The 16573-nt window shown below is 70.0% G+C and carries 17 protein-coding genes, 1 tRNA gene and 1 pseudogene; 5 read left to right on the top strand and 14 right to left on the bottom strand.

The window, feature by feature from the left end; translation table 11 throughout:
• Positions 1–85: 85 nt before the first annotated feature.
• On the bottom strand, positions 86–733 hold the full coding sequence (locus ADBZ6I_RS00320; protein WP_526379687.1) for a two-component system response regulator PdtaR: 648 nt from the start codon (positions 731–733) through the stop codon (positions 86–88).
• 85 nt (positions 734–818) lie between these two features.
• On the opposite strand from ADBZ6I_RS00320, the gene ADBZ6I_RS00315 reads away from it, so the two are divergent.
• The 4 genes and pseudogenes from ADBZ6I_RS00315 (at position 819) to ADBZ6I_RS00300 (ending at position 1858) form a co-directional block, all read left to right on the top strand.
• A tRNA-Leu gene (locus tag ADBZ6I_RS00315) sits at positions 819–892 on the top strand.
• A gap of 170 nt (positions 893–1062) precedes the next feature.
• Complete coding sequence (locus ADBZ6I_RS00310; protein ID WP_526379685.1) at positions 1063–1197, top strand: hypothetical protein; 135 nt, start codon at positions 1063–1065, stop codon at positions 1195–1197.
• A gap of 291 nt (positions 1198–1488) precedes the next feature.
• Positions 1489–1581, top strand: a pseudogene (locus ADBZ6I_RS00305) (Rv2993c-like domain-containing protein); the annotation flags it as partial.
• Entirely contained in the window at positions 1568–1858 is a 291-nt protein-coding gene (locus tag ADBZ6I_RS00300; protein ID WP_526379683.1) for a fumarylacetoacetate hydrolase family protein, read from the top strand. The pseudogene ADBZ6I_RS00305 and the gene ADBZ6I_RS00300, both read left to right, overlap by 14 nt.
• Positions 1859–2212: 354 nt before the next feature.
• Here ADBZ6I_RS00300 and ADBZ6I_RS00295 read toward each other — a convergent pair whose 3' ends face one another.
• Positions 2213–2497: a hypothetical protein gene (locus tag ADBZ6I_RS00295; protein ID WP_526379681.1), complete on the bottom strand. Its 285-nt coding sequence runs from the start codon at positions 2495–2497 to the stop codon at positions 2213–2215.
• Positions 2498–2608: 111 nt separating this feature from the next.
• Positions 2609–2938: a hypothetical protein gene (locus ADBZ6I_RS00290; protein WP_526379679.1), complete on the bottom strand. Its 330-nt coding sequence runs from the start codon at positions 2936–2938 to the stop codon at positions 2609–2611.
• 113 nt (positions 2939–3051) lie between these two features.
• Between ADBZ6I_RS00290 and rbpA the strand changes: the two genes are divergently transcribed.
• Complete coding sequence (rbpA, locus tag ADBZ6I_RS00285; RefSeq protein ID WP_313674406.1) at positions 3052–3387, top strand: RNA polymerase-binding protein RbpA; 336 nt, start codon at positions 3052–3054, stop codon at positions 3385–3387.
• A gap of 83 nt (positions 3388–3470) precedes the next feature.
• Here the strand turns inward: rbpA and ADBZ6I_RS00280 are convergent, their stop codons facing one another.
• The 11 genes from ADBZ6I_RS00280 to ADBZ6I_RS00230 form a co-directional block, all read right to left on the bottom strand.
• Positions 3471–4223, bottom strand: coding sequence for a polyprenol monophosphomannose synthase (locus tag ADBZ6I_RS00280; RefSeq protein ID WP_526379676.1), 753 nt, complete (start codon positions 4221–4223; stop codon positions 3471–3473).
• On the bottom strand, positions 4220–5821 hold the full coding sequence (gene lnt, locus ADBZ6I_RS00275; RefSeq protein ID WP_526379674.1) for an apolipoprotein N-acyltransferase: 1602 nt from the start codon (positions 5819–5821) through the stop codon (positions 4220–4222). The genes ADBZ6I_RS00280 and lnt overlap by 4 nt, the downstream gene beginning before the upstream one ends.
• Positions 5814–7400 (bottom strand): amidohydrolase, encoded by a 1587-nt coding sequence (locus ADBZ6I_RS00270; protein ID WP_526379672.1) that lies wholly within the window; start codon positions 7398–7400, stop codon positions 5814–5816. The genes lnt and ADBZ6I_RS00270 overlap by 8 nt, the downstream gene beginning before the upstream one ends.
• Before the next feature lie 37 nt (positions 7401–7437).
• Positions 7438–7947, bottom strand: a complete 510-nt coding sequence (locus tag ADBZ6I_RS00265) for an FxsA family protein (RefSeq protein WP_526379670.1) — start codon at positions 7945–7947, stop codon at positions 7438–7440.
• A gap of 334 nt (positions 7948–8281) precedes the next feature.
• Positions 8282–8662 (bottom strand): PPOX class F420-dependent oxidoreductase, encoded by a 381-nt coding sequence (locus ADBZ6I_RS00260; protein ID WP_526379668.1) that lies wholly within the window; start codon positions 8660–8662, stop codon positions 8282–8284.
• 9 nt (positions 8663–8671) lie between these two features.
• Positions 8672–12346 (bottom strand): cobaltochelatase subunit CobN, encoded by a 3675-nt coding sequence (cobN, locus tag ADBZ6I_RS00255; protein WP_526379665.1) that lies wholly within the window; start codon positions 12344–12346, stop codon positions 8672–8674.
• 13 nt (positions 12347–12359) lie between these two features.
• Positions 12360–12815 carry a hypothetical protein gene (locus tag ADBZ6I_RS00250; RefSeq protein WP_526379663.1) on the bottom strand — a complete coding sequence of 152 codons (456 nt, stop codon included), beginning with the start codon at positions 12813–12815 and terminating at the stop codon, positions 12360–12362.
• Complete coding sequence (locus ADBZ6I_RS00245) at positions 12812–14110, bottom strand: DUF58 domain-containing protein (protein ID WP_526379661.1); 1299 nt, start codon at positions 14108–14110, stop codon at positions 12812–12814. The genes ADBZ6I_RS00250 and ADBZ6I_RS00245 overlap by 4 nt, the downstream gene beginning before the upstream one ends.
• Before the next feature lie 4 nt (positions 14111–14114).
• The gene (locus tag ADBZ6I_RS00240; RefSeq protein ID WP_526379659.1) at positions 14115–15089 is read right to left on the bottom strand and encodes an AAA family ATPase; all 975 of its coding nucleotides are present in this window, start codon (positions 15087–15089) and stop codon (positions 14115–14117) included.
• Positions 15086–15559: a hypothetical protein gene (locus tag ADBZ6I_RS00235; protein WP_526379657.1), complete on the bottom strand. Its 474-nt coding sequence runs from the start codon at positions 15557–15559 to the stop codon at positions 15086–15088. Before ADBZ6I_RS00235 ends, ADBZ6I_RS00240 begins: the two co-directional genes overlap by 4 nt.
• Entirely contained in the window at positions 15556–16530 is a 975-nt protein-coding gene (locus tag ADBZ6I_RS00230) for a DUF4129 domain-containing protein (RefSeq protein ID WP_526379655.1), read from the bottom strand. Before ADBZ6I_RS00230 ends, ADBZ6I_RS00235 begins: the two co-directional genes overlap by 4 nt.
• Between the last annotated feature and the right edge of the window lie 43 nt (positions 16531–16573).

Raw genomic sequence — 16573 nt, 5'->3', positions numbered from 1 at the left:
CCGTCGACGCTTCCGGTAGAACATAGCCAACTACCGGCCGAACCGCGCGTCATCCCCCTGCGAAACGCCGCGCTGACCGGCCGGGTCAGTGCGGCGACGCCGATTCGTCCGGCGCCTGCAGGGTCTCCAGAACGACCTCGGCGACCCGTTTCATGGAGGTGCGCCGATCCATCGCCGCCCGCTGCATCCAGCTGAACGCCTCGGGTTCGGTCATCGAGTGTTTGGCCTGCAGCAGACCCTTGGCGCGCTCGATCAGTTTCCGGGTTTCCAGCCGGTCCCCCAAATCGGCGACTTCCTTTTCCAGCTGCATGATCTCGGCGAACCGGCTGACAGCTACCTCGATGGCCGGCACCAGGTCGGTGATCGAGAAGGGCTTGACCAGGTACGCCATCGCTCCGGCGTCGCGGGCCTTCTCCACCAGGTCGCGCTGGCTGAACGCGGTCAGCACGACCACCGGGGCGATCCGCTTGGCGGCGATCTCGGCGGCAGCGTCGATGCCGTCACGGCGGGGCATCTTGACGTCCATGATCACCAGGTCCGGGCGCAGGCTCTCGGCCAACTCCACCGCCTCCTGGCCGTCGCCGGCCTCGCCGACCACCTGGTAGCCCTCCTCGCGCAGCATCTCGGCGAGGTCCAGGCGGATCAGCGCCTCGTCCTCGGCGATGAGCACCCGCGGGCGCCGGTCGGAGTCGGTCCCAGAGCCAGTCTCAGTCCCAGTCGTTCGGCCAGTCATGCGGCCATTGTGTCGTGGCCCACCGCGGGCGGCGAACCGGGGCGGTGGCGTTTCCACTATCGTGGGACACCGCACACCGCGAAGCGCCCTCGTATCCCAACTGGCAGAGGAAACGGATTCAAAACCCGTGCAGTGTGAGTTCGAATCTCACCGAGGGCACCGACACTCTCCCGCCGTTGCTGCACTCAGTGCGCCGCACACGTGTCTAACCGGCGTGCGGTTACCAAGTCATCCTTGTAGCAGCGGGAGTCATAGGTCGGCACACTGGTCGGAGCCCCGAAGCTGCCCCTGACGGCGCCACTGGCGCAGAGCGTGCTACCCGTCGCCGAGTGGCAAAGCTCGTCGTCGGGGATGAGGTCGGCGAGCTCTACCAGGTCCTCAATCAACTGGTCATCGGCCGCGACCGCCGGCCCTGCGGTGGCAAGTCCAACAGCCGTTGCCGCGACAGCCACTATCGGTATTAACCAGAGCTCTGATACACGCACGACTGACCCAAGATGGTCCGGACGACGGCCGCCAGCCTGACCTCATCGTCAAGCTGTACAACCATGCGAAGCTCCTAACTCAGTCAGTCAATTGACTGAATTCTACGACAATAAAGGATCGCCGGACCCGACCGCAGTATTTCGAAGCAAGATTTTCCAACGCGCAGCGCGTGCTGGCCTCGGACGGCTCCGATGTGTTGCGACGCCTTCTAACCCGACACGCACCTCGGAAGTGCTGCGGTGGATAAACGAAATCCATAGCTTGAACACGTGCGTATTCTTCGCTTTTCTTACGCAGACCATGACGAGGCGTGGGGTGTCGTCGATGGCGCCCACGTGCGCCTTCTGAATGGAGACGTCCTCGGCGCCTGGGACGCCGGACAAAGTTGTCGCCCCATTAACGGAGTCCGCCTGCACGCACCGTGCAAGCCCGGAAAAAGTCGTCTGCGTTGCCATCAACTATGCGGGCCTTGACGGTTTCTCACCCGATATGGATGAGGCGCTGGTTTTCGTCAAGCCCGGCAATTCCGTTACTGATCCGGATTCGGTCACGCGCACCCCCCTTTCCGAAGTCGCGGTGGTGGGCGAGGCGGAGTTGGCCTTGGTGATCTCCAGGATGGCAAAGCGGGATCGGCAATGACGTCACCGCGGACGCGCTTCGTCTCCAAGTAGCGCTACGGCGACCCGGCCTGTTCGGCGGCCGACGACGGAGTGGGCACGCCGAGCGATTGCGGCTCCGCGTCGCTGTGATGGCGCACCTGCAGCGACTCGAGGATTGCCAAGACGACCAAGAGAATTCCGATGAGGACCGGCCCGAGCCAGCGCCACAGGGGACCGTGCACGTTTGAGGTACCAGACAAGGGGCGCCTTTCGACCGAGAACAAACCGTCTGACGGTCGCGCTGCTTGCACCTGATCACAACTTATCGGGGAGTGCTGGAACTCCACCGCAGGATTGCAAATTCCGTCGCTGTCCGGACGGAATCGCCTCGCCGCTACGTGCAGCTGTCGGCGTTCACCCACTGCCCGTCCCAGCCAAGGCAGGAGTACATGTTGGGAGTCAGATTGCCCGGCCCGCGGTCGGGGCGGCCGGGGGTCATGATCTCGCCGACGACGTCGGTCAGGTCGGCGCAGGTGCTGAAGTTGGCCTGGTTACCGACCTGGACGCAGGTGTCTGCGCTCGCGCCGCCGGCCGGCTCGACCGTCTGCACCGCGAATCCGAGGCCACCCAGGGCCACCGCCGCCGCGGGGGCGAGAAGTCGTCGCGTCGAACGCTTCATGTGCACTGCTCCTTCACCGCCGGATTTCCGGCATGGAGATTTGTTTGCTGAATATTACGTCGCGGAGGCGTCGTGGCCGTTGTCCGGCGGGTGTGGCAAGCACCACAGCCGTCAGCGCCAGCCGTCGGCGGCCTTGGCGACCCGCAGCAATTCGTCACACAACGGGCGCAATTCAGCCGCGGGCGCGCCCTCCTCGACCGCGGTCGCTACGTCTTCGGCGGCGCACCGGACCTGGTAGACCCGATCGGACAACTCGGCCGCCTCGTCGGCGGTGAGCACCACCGCGTCCTCGGGAACGGCACTGCCCTTGACCAGAGCACGCTGCTCGTAGGCGCGCTGGCGGCAGGACTGCCGGCAGTACTGCCGCCGCCGGCCCATGCCGACGTCGGCGACCTCGCGCCCGCACCATCGGCAGGGTTGCGGTCGGGTCCGGCGCGTCACGGCAGTGAGCGTAGACCGGCGGCCTTGGGATCCCCGGTATCATCGGAAGCCACGTCGGGAACTCGCAGGCCCCGGTTTCGCGTTCTTCCGACGACTACGCAAGGAGAATCACCATGGCTGATCGTGTGCTGAGGGGCAGTCGGCTCGGGGCCGTGAGCTACGAGACCGACCGCAACCACGACCTGGCGCCCCGGCAGTTGGCGCGTTACCGCACCGAGAACGGTGAGGAGTTCGAGGTTCCGTTCGCCGACGACGCCGAGATTCCCGGCACCTGGCTGTGCCGCAACGGGCTGGAGGGCACCCTCCTCGAAGGTGACCTGCCCGAGCCGAAGAAGGTCAAGCCGCCCCGCACCCACTGGGACATGCTGTTGGAGCGGCGGTCCGTCGAGGAGCTCGAGGAGCTACTCAAGGAACGGCTGGATCTGATCAAGACCAAGCGCCGCGGCTGACTAGCGCGTCAGCGCTGCGGCTGATAGCGCTCGTCAGCGCTGCGGCTGATAGCGCTCGTCAGCGCTGCGGCTGATAGCGCTCGTCAGCGCTGCGCCCGGAGGCGTTCGATCCGACCGCCGATCCCCCACTGGGCGACCTTTCCCATCGCTTCGCGGATGTTCGATCCGCTCATCTTCGACACACCCAACTCGCGCTCGGTGAACGTGATCGGCACCTCGGCGACGGTGAATCCGTTGTTGATCGCCCGCCAGGTGAGATCCACCTGGAAGCAGTAGCCCTTGGACTCCACGGTCGCCAGGTCCAGCTTCTCCAGCACCTCCCGGCGGTAGGCGCGGTAACCGGCGGTGATGTCGTGAATCTCCACACCCAGCAGCACCCGTGCGTAGGTGTTGGCCGTCTTCGACAGCACCAGCCGCCGATAGGGCCAGTTGCGGACGGTTCCGCCGTCGACATAGCGGGAGCCGATCGCCACGTCGGCGCCGGCGTCGATCGCGTCCAGCAGCCGGTAGAGCTGTTCGGGTGCGTGACTGCCGTCGGCGTCCATTTCCACGAGCACGCTGTAGCCGCGCTCCAGGCCCCAGGCGAACGCGGCCAGATACGCCGCGCCGAGGCCGTCCTTGGCCGTCCGATGCATGACATGGACGTGCTTGGGATCGGCCGTGCACAGTTCGTCGGCCAGCTCACCGGTGCCGTCCGGACTGCCGTCGTCGACGATGAGAACGTGCGCGTCCGGACGCGACTTGCGCACCCTGCCCAGGATCAGAGGCAGGTTCTCCAGCTCGTTGTACGTGGGGATGATCACCAGGGTGCGCCGACTGGGCGGCTGGTTACTCATGCGACTCCTTTGACTGGATTGCTACGCCGGCTGTGCGGCGGCCGCACGAAACCACCATTCTGCAATATCGCCGCGCCGATCGCGGCGACCGCGGCCGCAACCAGCAGCCACTGCAGCACAACCGTCCATTGGGTGGCCGGGGTCCGTGCCGTCAGCAGCCGGACGCCGACGTCGAGGTAGGCCGGGGTGAAAAAGGCCGTCCGGGCCAATTCCCGGCCGTCGGGAGCGAACGCCGCGCTGATGCCGACGGTTCCCGCCACGATCGCGAATCGGCCGTGCTCGACCGCCCGCAACCGGGCGAAGGCGAGTTGCTGCTCGCTCATCGCCTGATCGAAGGTGGCGTTGTTACTCGGCACCGCGAGGATCTGGGCGCCGTTGCGCACCGACTGGCGCAGCGCGCGGTCGAAGATGACCTCCCAGCAGGTGGCCACCCCGACCGGGACGCCGGCCGGACTGACCACGCCGGTGCCGCTGCCCGGCACGAAGTACCCGGCGCGGTCGGCGTAGGAGGACAGCTTGGCGAAGAAGGACCGCCACGGCAGGTACTCACCGAACGGCTGCACGATCTGCTTGTCGTGCCGCTCCCCCGGTCCAGTGGCGGGATCCCAGACGATGACGGTGTTGGAGGCCGCCGGGTTGTCGGGCGTGGTCTCGGGCATTGAGACCACCGCGCCGACCAGAATCGGCGCTCCGATCGCCCGAGAAGCGACGCGAATCTGTTCGGCGGCATCGGTATTGGCCAGCGGGTCGATATCGGAGGAGTTCTCCGGCCAGATCACGAACTTCGGCTTGGGCGCCTTCCCGGCTTCGACGTCGTCGGCCAGTTGCAGCGTCTGGCGCACGTGGTTGTCCAGCACCGCCCGGCGCTGGGCGTTGAACTCCAGCCCGAGGCGCGGCACGTTGCCCTGCACGGCCGCGACCGTGATCGCCGGGCCGTCGGCGGCGGCAGTGCGGCGCACCGCCGGCGCGGCCAGCGCAGTGCTCAGCAGCACCGCGCCGATGCTGACGAGCGCCGGCACCAGCACGCCCGGGCGGCGTTCGCCGGCCGGCCGCCGGACGGCGGCCACTGCCAGCGCGCAGAGCGAGGTCGCCAGCAGGGCGACGGCGAACGACACCAGCGGGGCGCCGCCCCACTGCGCCAACGGCAGGAAAGGTCCGTTCGTCTGCCCGAACGCTGTTACGCCCCAAGGGAATCCGCCGAAGGGAACGCTGGACTTGAGCCATTCCTGCATCGACCACAGGCAGGCCAGCCACAGCGGCCAGCCCGGCAGCCGGCTGACCAGCACCGCGAACACCCCGAACGCGGCCGGAAACAACGCCTCCATAAATGCCAACGCCAGCCACGGCCCGGCACCGACCAGCCCGCTGATCCAGGGCAGCAGGGGAAGGTAGAACGCGACGCCGAATGCCAGCCCGTAGCCGAACCCGCCGGCCAGCGTGGTGCGCGGGTGCACCAGCACCCAGGTCAGCAGGGCCAGCGCGGGTACCGCCGCCCACCACCAGCCGACCGGCGGGAAGCTCACGCACAACAGCAGGCCGGCGAGCAGGCTCAAGCCCAGCCGCACCGCCGTGGAAAAGACGTCGCGGTGCTCAGCCATGCAGCACCACACCGCGGTGCACGGTCTGCCGGGCGCGCGGCAGCGCGTCGGCGTCATCGAGCCGGGGCAGCTCCGGCACCCGGGACCGCGGATCGGTGGACCAGCGCTGCACGCTGTCGGCGGGTGCGCTGACGTCCAGCTCGCCGGTCTCCCACACCGCGTAGGAGGCCGGGGCGCCGGGGACCAGGGTGCCGGTGACACCGTCGCGCACGCCGCCCGCCCGCCACGCTCCCCGGGTGGCGGCGGCGAATGCGGCGCGGGCCGAGATGGCGCTGCCGGCGGTCTGGTGGTGGCTGGCCGCACGCACCCACGACCACGGATTCATGACGGTCACCGGGCTGTCCGAGCCGAAAGCCAGCGGCACCCCCGACGATGCCAACACCGCGAACGGGTTCAGCCCGGCGGCCCGAGAAGGACCCAGCCGGCGCGCGTACATGCCGTCATCCCCGCCCCACAGCGCGTCGAAGCCGGGTTGCATGCTGGCGATCACTCCCCACTCACCCAACCGGGCGGCCTGCTCGGCGGACACCATTTCCAGGTGTTCGAGGCGGTGCCCGCACCGGGCCACCGCCGGGGCGCCGAAGCGGCGGACGACCGCACCGAGGGCGTCGACGACGGCGGTGACGGCCGCGTCGCCGATGACGTGGAAGCCGGCGGTGACGCCGGCCTCGGTGCAGACCGTGAGGTGCTCGGTGACGGCCTCGGCGTCCAGGTGGCAGCTGCCGGTGCAGCCCGGCGCGTCGGCATACGGCTCGCACAGCCAGGCGGTGCGCGAGCCCAGCGATCCGTCGACGAAGAGGTCCCCGGCCAGCCCCCGCGCCCCGGTGGCCTCGATCAACGCGCGGGCCTGGCCGACGGTGGACACCGCCTCGCCCCAGTAACCCACCACCTCCACGCCGTGATCGAGGTCGCGGATCTCCTGCCAGTCCTCGGCCCCGCCGATCTGGGGCCCGGCGCACTCGTGCACCGCCACGATGCCGGCCGCGGCGGCCGCGGCGAGGGCTGCCCGGCGCGCCTCGTCACGCTGCTGCCAGGTCAGCAGGCCGCGGGCCTCGGCCCGCACCAGGTGGTGAGCGTCGGCGGTCAGCGGCAGCTCGGCGTCGTATCCGGCGACGGCCGGCAGGCCGGACACCAGCTGGCGCAGCGCGGTGGAAGCCAGCGCGGAGTGGACGTCGACGCGGGCCAGGTAGGCGGGCACCGCACCGACGACGGCGTCGACCTCCGCGGTGGTGGGTGTGCGCGGCCAGTGCGTGTCGTCCCAGCCGTACCCCCACACCGGCATTCCCGGGTGGCGGCTCAGGTGCTCGGCCACCAGCCGCAGCAGGTGGTCGGGACTCTCGGCGCGGACGAGGTCCAGGCCCGTCATACGCAGGCCGGTGCCGGTGAGGTGGACGTGGCAGTCGACGAAAGCGGGAGCCACGAATGCACCTGCGAGATCGACGATTTCGGCCTCGGGAAACTGTGCGCGGCCGACGTCGTCGCTGCCGAGCCAGGCGACGACGCCGTCACGCACCGCCATGGCGGTGGCGTCCGGGTGCGACGGGCTGTGCACACGGCCGTTGAGCAGCAGTGTGGGCATGCGGATCAGTGTGCCGTGCCGGGTGGGAGTTGGACGGTTACGCGGCGCCGCGCCGCGAGATGGGGGTGCGTACCGGGCGGGGGGCCGCTGCGTCGGGGAGGACTTCGCCGTCGATGTAGTCGCCACGCCGGACGCGGGGCGCCGAGCTCAGGAACTGATCGAGGTTGACCGCCCGCGCGCCGCGCACGACACCGCGGCTGACCATCGAGGCCGCCAGCGGGCGCATCGTCGAGCGGGTTGCCGGCGCCAGCATGAGGGCGCCGACGGCGGTGCTGACGACACCGGGCACCAGCACCAGGAAGGACCCGAGGCCGATCAGCACACCGTCGGCGGCGGCACCGTGCGGGTTGCGGCGGACCTGGCGCAGGAGCAACCGGCTGCCGGCCACCTGATCTTTGAGCTGGGAGGCCGCCAGCAGGACACCGGCCAGGAACACCGCGGCCAGCACGACCAGCGTCCAGCCCACCCCGACAGCCCAGATCAGCAGCGCCACCGCTGCGAGTTCGACGAGGACGTACAGCGCGGCGTAGCGCAGAAAGGGTCGCATCACCATGTTCCTATCGGACAACATGCTCTATCCAACGACTCGGGGCGGGGGGCTGTTCCGGTCCGGCCGTCACGATTGGGTCACCGCCGTCCGGGTATTTGCAGGACTTTCGGGTATTTGCAGGACTTTCGGGTATTTGCAGGACTTTCGGGTATTTGCAGGACTTTCGGGTATTTGCAGGACATGGGGAAGCGAGACACCGCGGTGACCTTCTACCTGCTGGGTTTGCTCAGCGGCATGATCCTCACTTTTGCCACTGCAGCGCCGAGGACCCGGCCAGGTACAGCGGGCAGCCGATAGAGCCGACACAGACGTCGATCCACCGCTGAGCCGGTCAGGCGGGACGGATCTCCAGGCCGACGGTGCGGCCGGCCCCGCCCCGCAGTTTGGAGAAGATGGTGAACACCCGGCCGACGATCCCGTAGCGCTTGGTGATGGCCCGGTAGACGTTGTCGGTCTCGGAGTCGTCGAGCACCCGCGCGAGCGCCTCCACCGGCTCACCCTTGACCCGGCCTTTCATATCGCAGACAGCCAGGGTGACGCGCGGGGTGTTGCGAATGCGCTTGACCTTCCAGGCGTTCTTCTCGGTGATCACCACCGCCCGGTCACCGTCGCGGGCGATCCAGATCGGGGTCGGTTTGGGCCGGCCGTCCTTGGTGAAGGTGGTCAGCAGCACGTACTGGGCCTTGGACACGTCGTCGAAAGTGGCGGGCATCCCGCCAATCTAGCGTGCTTCGAGGTCGCCTTCGGTCTCCAGGAGCACCTGACGCAGTGAATCCAGCGTCGCCTGTTCGGGTTTCTCCCACATCCCGCGGCCGGCGGCCTCCAGCAACCGTTCGGCCATGCCGTGCAGCGCCCACGGGTTGGACTCCCCCAGGAACTTCCGGTTCTGCGGGTCCAGCACGTACTGAGCGGTGAGTTCCTCGTACATCCAGTCCGCCATCACACCAGCGGTCGCGTCGTAGCCGAACAGGTAGTCCACCGTGGCGGCCATCTCGAAGGCGCCCTTGTAGCCGTGCCGGCGCATGGCGGCCATCCAGCGCGGGTTGACCACCCGCGACCGGAACACCCGGTTGGTCTCCTCGTTGAGGGTGCGGGTGCGCACCGCGTCGGGGCGGGTGTTGTCGCCGATGTAGGCCGCCGGTGACTGCCCGGTGAGCGCCCGCACGGTGGCGACCATCCCGCCGTGGTACTGGAAGTAGTCGTCGGAGTCGGCGATGTCGTGCTCACGGCAGTCGGTGTTCTTGGCGGCCACCATGATCCGTCGGTACTGGTGCTGCATGTCCTCAGCTGCCGGCCGGCCGTCCAGGCCCCGGCCGTACGCGAAACCACCCCAGGCGGTGTAGACCTCAGCCAGGTCGGCGTCGTCACGCCAGTTGCGGCTGTCGATGAGCTGCAGCAGCCCGGCGCCATAGGTGCCCGGCTTGGAGCCGAAAATCCTTGTGGTGGCGCGTCGTTCGTCGTGATTGTCGGCGAGGTCGGCCTGGACGTGGGCGCGGACGTAGTTGTCCTCCGCGGACTCGTCGAGGCCGGCGACCAGCCGAACGGCGTCGTCGAGCATGGTGACCACGTGCGGGAAGGCGTCCCGGAAGAACCCGGAGATCCGGACGGTGACGTCGATGCGGGGCCGGCCCAGCTCGTCCAGCGGGATCACGGTGAGGTCGACCACCCGCCGCGACGCCTCGTCCCACAACGGCCGCACCCCCAGCAGCGCCAAAATCTCGGCGATGTCGTCGCCGGAGGTCCGCATCGCCGAGGTGCCCCACGCCGACAGGCCCACCGAGCGCGGCCAGTCGCCGTAGTCGGCGCGGTAGCGTTCCAGCAGCGAATCCGCCATGGCCACACCGGTTTCCCAGGCCAGTCGCGACGGCATGGCCTTGGGGTCCACCGAGTAGAAGTTGCGGCCGGTGGGCAGCACGTTGACCAGACCGCGCAGCGGCGACCCGGACGGCCCGGCGGCGATGTAGCGGCCCTCCAGCGCGCGCAGCACCTGGTCGATCTCGCGGGCGGTGCCGGCCAGTCGGGGCACTACCTCCTGCGCCGCGAAGCGCAGGATCGGTGCGACCGCCGGGTCGTCGGTGATCTCGTCCACCCGGGCGGCATCCCAGCCGGAGGCTTGCAGCGCGCCCACCAGGGCACGGGCCCGCTCCTCGGCCTCGTCGACGCTGGCCCGGTCGTCGGTGCCGTCCTCGGCCAGGCCCAGCGCCTGCCGCAGGCCCGGCAGGTGCTGGTCGCCGCCGAACAGCTGGCTGGCCCGCAGGATCGCCAGCACCAGGTCCAGCTCGGAGGATCCGACCGGCGCCGCGCCCAGGATGTGCAGGCCGTCGCGGATCTGCACATCCTTGATCTCGCACAGCCAGCCGTCGACGTGCAGCAGCATGTCGTCGAAGTGGTCGTCCTCGGGGCGTTCGGCCAGGCCGAGATCGTGGTCCATCTTGGCCGCCCGCATCAGCGTCCAGATCTGCTGGCGGATGGCGGGCAGCTTGACCGGGTCCAGGGTCGCGACGTTGGCGTGCTCGTCGAGCAGTTGCTCCAGCCGGGAGATGTCGCCGTAGGCCTCCGCGCGCGCCATCGGCGGGATGAGGTGGTCGACCAGGGTGGCGTGCGCGCGGCGCTTGGCCTGGGTGCCCTCACCGGGGTCGTTGACCAGGAACGGGTAGATCAGCGGCAGGTCGCCCAGAGCCGCGTCCGGCGCGCAGTCCGCGGACATGCCCAGGGTCTTTCCGGGCAGCCACTCCAGGTTGCCGTGCTTGCCCAGATGGACCGCGGCGTGCGCACCGAACTCGTGGCGCAGCCACAGATAGGTGGCCAGGTAGTGGTGACTCGGCGGCAGGTCGGGGTCGTGGTAGATGGCCACTGGCCGCTCCCCGAAGCCGCGCGGGGGCTGCACCACGATCACCACGTTGCCGGATTGCATTGCCGCGACGACGATTTCGCCGTCTGGGTCCCCGTTTCTATCGACCGAGCTGCGATCGACGTACAACTCGCCAGGGGCAGGCCCCCACTGCTCCACCATGGCGTCGGCCAGGTCGGTGGGCAGCGCGTCGAACCATTCGCGGTAGCGGGCGGCGGGGATGCGGATGGGGTTGCCGGCAAGTTGGCCGTCGGTCAGCCAGTCCGGGTCCTGGCCGCCGCGCTCGATCAGGGCGTGCATCAGGGCATCGCCATCGGAGGCATCCAGCCCGGGCACCTCGCCGATGTCGTAGCCGTTGTCCCGCAATGCTTTCAGCAGCGCGATGGCGCTGGCCGGGGTGTCCAGGCCGACGGCGTTGCCGATGCGGGCGTGCTTGGTCGGGTAGGCGGAGAAGATCAGGGCCAGCCGCTTGTCGGCCGGCGGAACGCGGCGAAGGCGCGCATGGTTCACGGCCAGGCCGGCGACCCGGCTGCAGCGCTCCGGGTCCGGGACATACGAGATGAGGCCGTCGGCGTCGATCTCCTTGAAGGAGAACGGGACGGTGATGATGCGACCGTCGAACTCGGGCACCGCCACCTGGGTGGCGACGTCCAGGGGGCTCAGGCCGTCATCGTTGGCCGACCAGCGGGCCCGCGAACTGGTCAGACACAGCCCTTGCAGGATCGGAATGTCCAGGGCGGCAAGGTGGGTGACGTCCCACCCGCCGTCGTCGCCGCCGGCGCCCACCGCCGCCGGGGTGGCGCCGCCGGCGGCCAGCACGGTGACCACCATCGCGTCGGCGTGCGTCAGCAGCTCCAGCAGATCGGCTGGCGGGTTGCGCAGCGAGGTGCAGTACACCGGCAGCGGCCGGCCGCCGGCCCGTTCGATGGCACAGCACAGCGCCTCGATGTAGGCGGTGTTGCCGGCCAGCTGCTGGGCGCGGTAGAACAGGACCGCGACGGTGGGACCGTCGGCCTCCTCCCGGTGCCCCACAGCGCCGCGGACCAGCGCCGGGAAGCAGGGGGTGCCGGTCAACTCCGCTGACGGGCAACCGGCGGCGGTCGGGCAGGTGCGTTCCAGCACTCCCCAGGGCGGGGTCTCGGCCGGCGGGGCGAAGCCGAACCCGGTCATCAGCAGGGTGTCGCAGAGGAAGGCGTGCAGCTGCCGCAGGTTCTCCATGCCGCCCTGCGCCAGGTAGGTGTGCGTCTGCACGGCGATGCCCGCCGGCACTGTGGAGCGTTGCATCAGGTCGGCGTCGGGCGCCTGTTCGCCGCTGACCACCACGACGGGCAGCCCGGTGCCGGCGAGGGTGTCGATGCCGTCGGGCCAGGCGCGGTAGCCGCCGAGAACCCGCACCACCACCGCACCGACGCCGTCGAGCAGCTCGGTCAATTCGCCGTCGACCAGCCGGGACGGGTTGGCCCAGCGGTAGGCCGCACCGCAGGCGCGGGCGGTGATCAGGTCGGTGTCCGAGGTGGACAGCAGCAGGACGGTGGGTGGGGGCACGCGTTATTCGTACCTAACCGGGTGGGTCCGGTGTCACGCCGGGGCGGGCGACGAGCGGAGCCACCGCCACGATGAGGAGGGCGGCCATGATCGCCGGGGCCACCAGTGGTACCCAGGTGAGCCGCATCGGCAGCGCGGTCGCCGCCGCCCCGGCCACCGCGAAGCCGCACATGCCCAGCATCGTCGGGGTGGTCAGCGTGACCGCCTCCGCCGAGTACCGGGCGAGCAGATACGCCGCGGCGGACAGCCCGGACACCGCGGCGAACAACGGCCCGACGTCGCTCAGGGTGACGCCGGCGACGGTGAGCACCACCGCGGTGACCGCGGCACGGCGGTCGAACACCCCGGCCAGCACCGCGGCGGCGGCGAGTCCCAGAGCGGCCAGGGCCCAGATGCTCCCCGGGCGGGCGGCCGCAGCGACCATCAGCGCGCCGAACGCCGGGGAGAACAGCACCGCGGGGTTCTTCATCGGCGCCGCCGGGTGGATCGGACCCGCATCTGCGGCAGCAGCCGCATCGCCACGTCGAGGGTGAGGTCAGCCGGCCAGTTCACCACTTCCACCCCGACCATCCGCATATCGCGGTACATCGCCGCGCGCTGCAGCCCCCACATCCGTTGCAGGATCGGGTCTTCGTCGTCGCCGAGCGGGCAGCCTTCGAGCACATCGACGACCACCACGACGTGGCCGCGCTGGGAGAGGTCCATCAGCGCCAAGCCGAACGCCGCGTCGAGCAGCGTCGAGAAGGCGATGATCACCGCACCCGGGGGGACGGCGACCCGCGGGGCCAGCGTGCCGTCCACGCTCCGGAAGTCGGCGCCGGCGCCGAGCACGGCGTCGAGGATCCGGTAGAACTGCCGCTGGCCGATGTCGGCGCCCAGCCAGCGGGGCTGCTGACCGCCGAGCCCGACCACGCCGGCGCGGTCGCCGCTGCGCAACGCCGACTGCACCACCTGCAGCGCACCTTCGGCGGCACGCTGGGTGGCGGCGGTGGCCGGGCCGGGCGGCTGGGCGCTCAGGTCCACCAGCACGACGACATCGAGGGACCGGTCGGTGAGCCGCTGGGTGACGTGCAGCACCCCGCGGCGGGCGCTGACCGACCAGTTGACGGTGCGCAGCTGGTCACCGGGCACATAGGCGCGGATGTCGGCGTACTCCACGCCGGGGCCGACGTGGCGGGTCAGGTGGGTGCCGATGCGGTCGAGCATCTCGGTGCGCGGCATCGCCGTCGACGGCGGCGGAACCAGCGGGAAGACGAACGCCTGCCCCACCGGCGCGGCGGCCGACCCCGCCAGCAGCCCACCGGAGGCGACGACGTCGACGCGCGCGGTGAGCGGGTAGCGCCCCCAGCGCTCGGCGGTGAGGGCGACTCCGCTGCGCTGCGGTTCATCGGAGTCGAGCAGCTCGACCGCCATGCCGTCGGGGGCGGTGACGGCCAGCGTCACGGCCTCCCCGTCGGCGTATTCGGCACTGCCGGAGAGTTCGACCATGATCTGCTCCCGATCGCCCTCGAAGCAGCGCAGCGTGTCCGGTGTGCACCGCACCGACATCGGCGACACCGGCCGCTGCCAGTGCACGCTGGACAGCACCCCGAGCAGCGGCGCGGCGAAGGCGATCAGCGCCCACTGTCCGGAGATCAGCGCCGCGGCCAGCGCGACGGCTGCGGACACGAAGAGGACTCTGGTCAATTCGGTTGTGCGCCAGCGGAACCGCAGATCGATCCGTTCGTCGTCCTGATCTGTGTCGACCTGATCTGTGCCGTCCATGCGTCTAACGCCCGGGAGCCCGCGGCACCGGCAGCCGCTTGAGCAGCTGCTCCACCACATCGGAGCCGTTCATGCTGCGCACCCACATCTCGGGGCGCAGCGTGATCCGGTGCCCGAAGGCGGCAACGGCGAGCGCCTTGACGTCCTCGGGCTGCACATAGTCACGTCCGTTGAGCAGCGCCCGGGCCCGGGCCAGCTGCACCAGGTCGAGTTCGGCGCGCGGGCTGGCGCCCACCACCACCTGGGGGTGGCTGCGGGTGGCGGCGGCCACCGACACCACGTAGCGCAGAACGTCGTCGTGCACGCTGACCTGTTCCACGGCCTGCTGCATGGCGAGCAGGCGTTCGGCGTCGATGACCTGGTCCACCTCGATCTCGGCGGTCTGGCGGTCCAGTCGCCGGCGCAGCATCGCCGTCTCCTCCTGCTCGGAGAGGTACTTCAGGGCGATCTTCACCGCGAACCGGTCCAGTTGCGCCTCGGGCAGCGGGTAGGTGCCCTCGAACTCGATCGGGTTGTCGGTGGCGATGACGATGAAAGGCACTGGCAGCCGGTGGGTTTCACCGTCGATGCTGACCTGACCTTCGGCCATCGCCTCCAGCAGCGCGGCCTGCGTCTTGGGCGGGGTGCGGTTGATCTCGTCGGCCATCAGCAGGTTGGTGAAGATCGGGCCGCGGCGGAAGTCGAACTGGCCCGAGCGCATGTCGTAGATCGTCGAGCCGAGCAGGTCGGCGGGCAGCAGATCGGGGGTGAACTGCACGCGGGTGAACTTCAGCCCGAGCGCGGCGGCGAAGGACCGCGCGATCAGCGTCTTGCCCATGCCGGGCAGGTCCTCGATGAGCACATGACCGCCGGCAAGCACGGTGGTCAGGATCAGCGTCAGCGCCGCCCGCTTGCCGACGACCGCCCGCTCCACCTCGTCGAGGACCGCCTCGCACAGCACGGTGGCGTCGGTCGCCGCGGAGGAACCCGAAGTCGTCATGCCTGTTCCAGTCTCTTGAGGATTTCGTCGAGGGCGTCGCGGCCGGGGCCGGGTTCATCGCGGCGGGCCGCCGACACGTTCTGCGGGTCGACCCACTGCCACAGCTGTTCACCGAACAGCAGCCGGCCGGTGGACGCCACCGCGGCGGACTCCTTCTGCTTAGTGGCCACCAGGAAGTCGCGGGCCAGCTTGGGTCGCAGGTGGCGGTCCCAGTCGCCCCTGGTGCCGTCCGCCCAGCGGATCAGTTCCTCGGTCTGGGCCTTCCAGCGCAGCAGGGGTTCCATGGCGTCGTCGCCCGACGCGGCGCGGACGCCCTCGGTCCTGGACTCGGCCAGCCGCAGGGTCAGCTGAATCCCGAACAGCGCCAGCGCGATTCCGCCGAGCGGTAGCGCCCAACGCCAGCCGAGCAGCACGCCGACGACTTCGGCCAGTAGCACCGCGATAAATCCGCTGACCAGCATTCTGCTCATCGGAGACCGCGCACCTCACCGAGGACCGAACGCAACGCCTGCTCGGCGACGTGCCGGTGATCCTCGGTCATCAGGTGGCTGCTGAACCGGGCCTCGGCGAACAGGTCCACCAGGGTCGAGGCACTGCCGGCGCGCAGAATGTGATGATCCACCGCCCGGGCCAGCACCTCGGTCGGGGTGTCAGAGGCCTGCGGCGCCGCACCGGGGGCCTCGGCCAGCGCCTTCTCCATCGCCGCGTAGCAGGCGATGATCGCCTCGCGGGGGGCCAGCGCCGGGTTGGCGACTTCGGCCAGTCCACGTTCGGCGGCGAGCGCCAGGGATGCGTCGCCGCTGTCGGCGTCGGCCTCGGGTGCTCCGGTCAGCACCACCGGCGGCAGCGTGGACCGGTTGCGGACGGCCGCCAGGACGGTGGACACGGCCATCATCGCCAGCAGGATCACGGTGGTGACGATCAGCGCCTGGTAGGCGGGGCTGGGGGTATCGGGCCGGCTCGGCGCCGAGACCGGCGGTTGGGCACCGGCGACCTCGGGGACGGCCGTGGGCGGCCCGGGCTGCTCGCCGAGGTCGACATCGGCGCTGAACTGGTTGAACACCACGAACAGCACCAGCCAGAACACGGCGAACGCCAGGCAGATCAGCACCGTCCGCATGGTCATCCGGCCACGTTCGGCGCCGGCGTAGTCCGCCATCTCCCAGGGCACCGGCTTTGGTTTCGGCGGCCGGCGCTGGAACACCGCGAAGGCCATCACCACCACCGCCACGCCCAGCAGGGCGATCACGCCGACCAGCGAGGCCGGGCTGTCGCCGGCATTGGGGTCGCGGGGCGTCGCCGCCCGCGGGTCGGGCATCCGTCCGCGCAGCGATACCGCGGCGGCGAGTAGCAGCACGAGCAGCACCGCCACCCGACCCGCGGACCGGATGGCGTCCGTCGACGCGGTCTTGCTGGGAGTTCTCGTACCGATGGTTTCCATGGTGGCACGGAACACCGGCTCCCCGGAGCGGGTCGTACCGTGG

It is taken from the genome of Mycobacterium sp. (assembly GCF_044342925.1).
Taxonomy (GTDB): Bacteria; Actinomycetota; Actinomycetes; order Mycobacteriales; family Mycobacteriaceae; genus Mycobacterium.
This window is presented reverse-complemented; position numbering and strand designations above follow the sequence as displayed.

What these genes read in the sequence shown, in the direction of transcription:
- ADBZ6I_RS00230 (WP_526379655.1), bottom strand. Translation starts at nt 16,530, where the DNA reads ATGGAAACCATCGGTACGAGAACTCCCAGCAAGACCGCGTCGACGGAC.
- ADBZ6I_RS00280 (WP_526379676.1), bottom strand. Translation starts at nt 4,223, where the DNA reads ATGAGTAACCAGCCGCCCAGTCGGCGCACCCTGGTGATCATCCCCACG.
- ADBZ6I_RS00320 (WP_526379687.1), bottom strand. Translation starts at nt 733, where the DNA reads ATGACTGGCCGAACGACTGGGACTGAGACTGGCTCTGGGACCGACTCC.
- ADBZ6I_RS00235 (WP_526379657.1), bottom strand. Translation starts at nt 15,559, where the DNA reads ATGAGCAGAATGCTGGTCAGCGGATTTATCGCGGTGCTACTGGCCGAA.
- ADBZ6I_RS00250 (WP_526379663.1), bottom strand. Translation starts at nt 12,815, where the DNA reads ATGAAGAACCCCGCGGTGCTGTTCTCCCCGGCGTTCGGCGCGCTGATG.
- ADBZ6I_RS00295 (WP_526379681.1), bottom strand. Translation starts at nt 2,497, where the DNA reads ATGAAGCGTTCGACGCGACGACTTCTCGCCCCCGCGGCGGCGGTGGCC.
- ADBZ6I_RS00260 (WP_526379668.1), bottom strand. Translation starts at nt 8,662, where the DNA reads ATGCCCGCCACTTTCGACGACGTGTCCAAGGCCCAGTACGTGCTGCTG.
- ADBZ6I_RS00270 (WP_526379672.1), bottom strand. Translation starts at nt 7,400, where the DNA reads ATGCCCACACTGCTGCTCAACGGCCGTGTGCACAGCCCGTCGCACCCG.
- ADBZ6I_RS00265 (WP_526379670.1), bottom strand. Translation starts at nt 7,947, where the DNA reads ATGCGACCCTTTCTGCGCTACGCCGCGCTGTACGTCCTCGTCGAACTC.
- ADBZ6I_RS00240 (WP_526379659.1), bottom strand. Translation starts at nt 15,089, where the DNA reads ATGACGACTTCGGGTTCCTCCGCGGCGACCGACGCCACCGTGCTGTGC.
- ADBZ6I_RS00300 (WP_526379683.1), top strand. Translation starts at nt 1,568, where the DNA reads ATGGAGACGTCCTCGGCGCCTGGGACGCCGGACAAAGTTGTCGCCCCA.
- rbpA (WP_313674406.1), top strand. Translation starts at nt 3,052, where the DNA reads ATGGCTGATCGTGTGCTGAGGGGCAGTCGGCTCGGGGCCGTGAGCTAC.
- ADBZ6I_RS00245 (WP_526379661.1), bottom strand. Translation starts at nt 14,110, where the DNA reads ATGGACGGCACAGATCAGGTCGACACAGATCAGGACGACGAACGGATC.
- lnt (WP_526379674.1), bottom strand. Translation starts at nt 5,821, where the DNA reads ATGGCTGAGCACCGCGACGTCTTTTCCACGGCGGTGCGGCTGGGCTTG.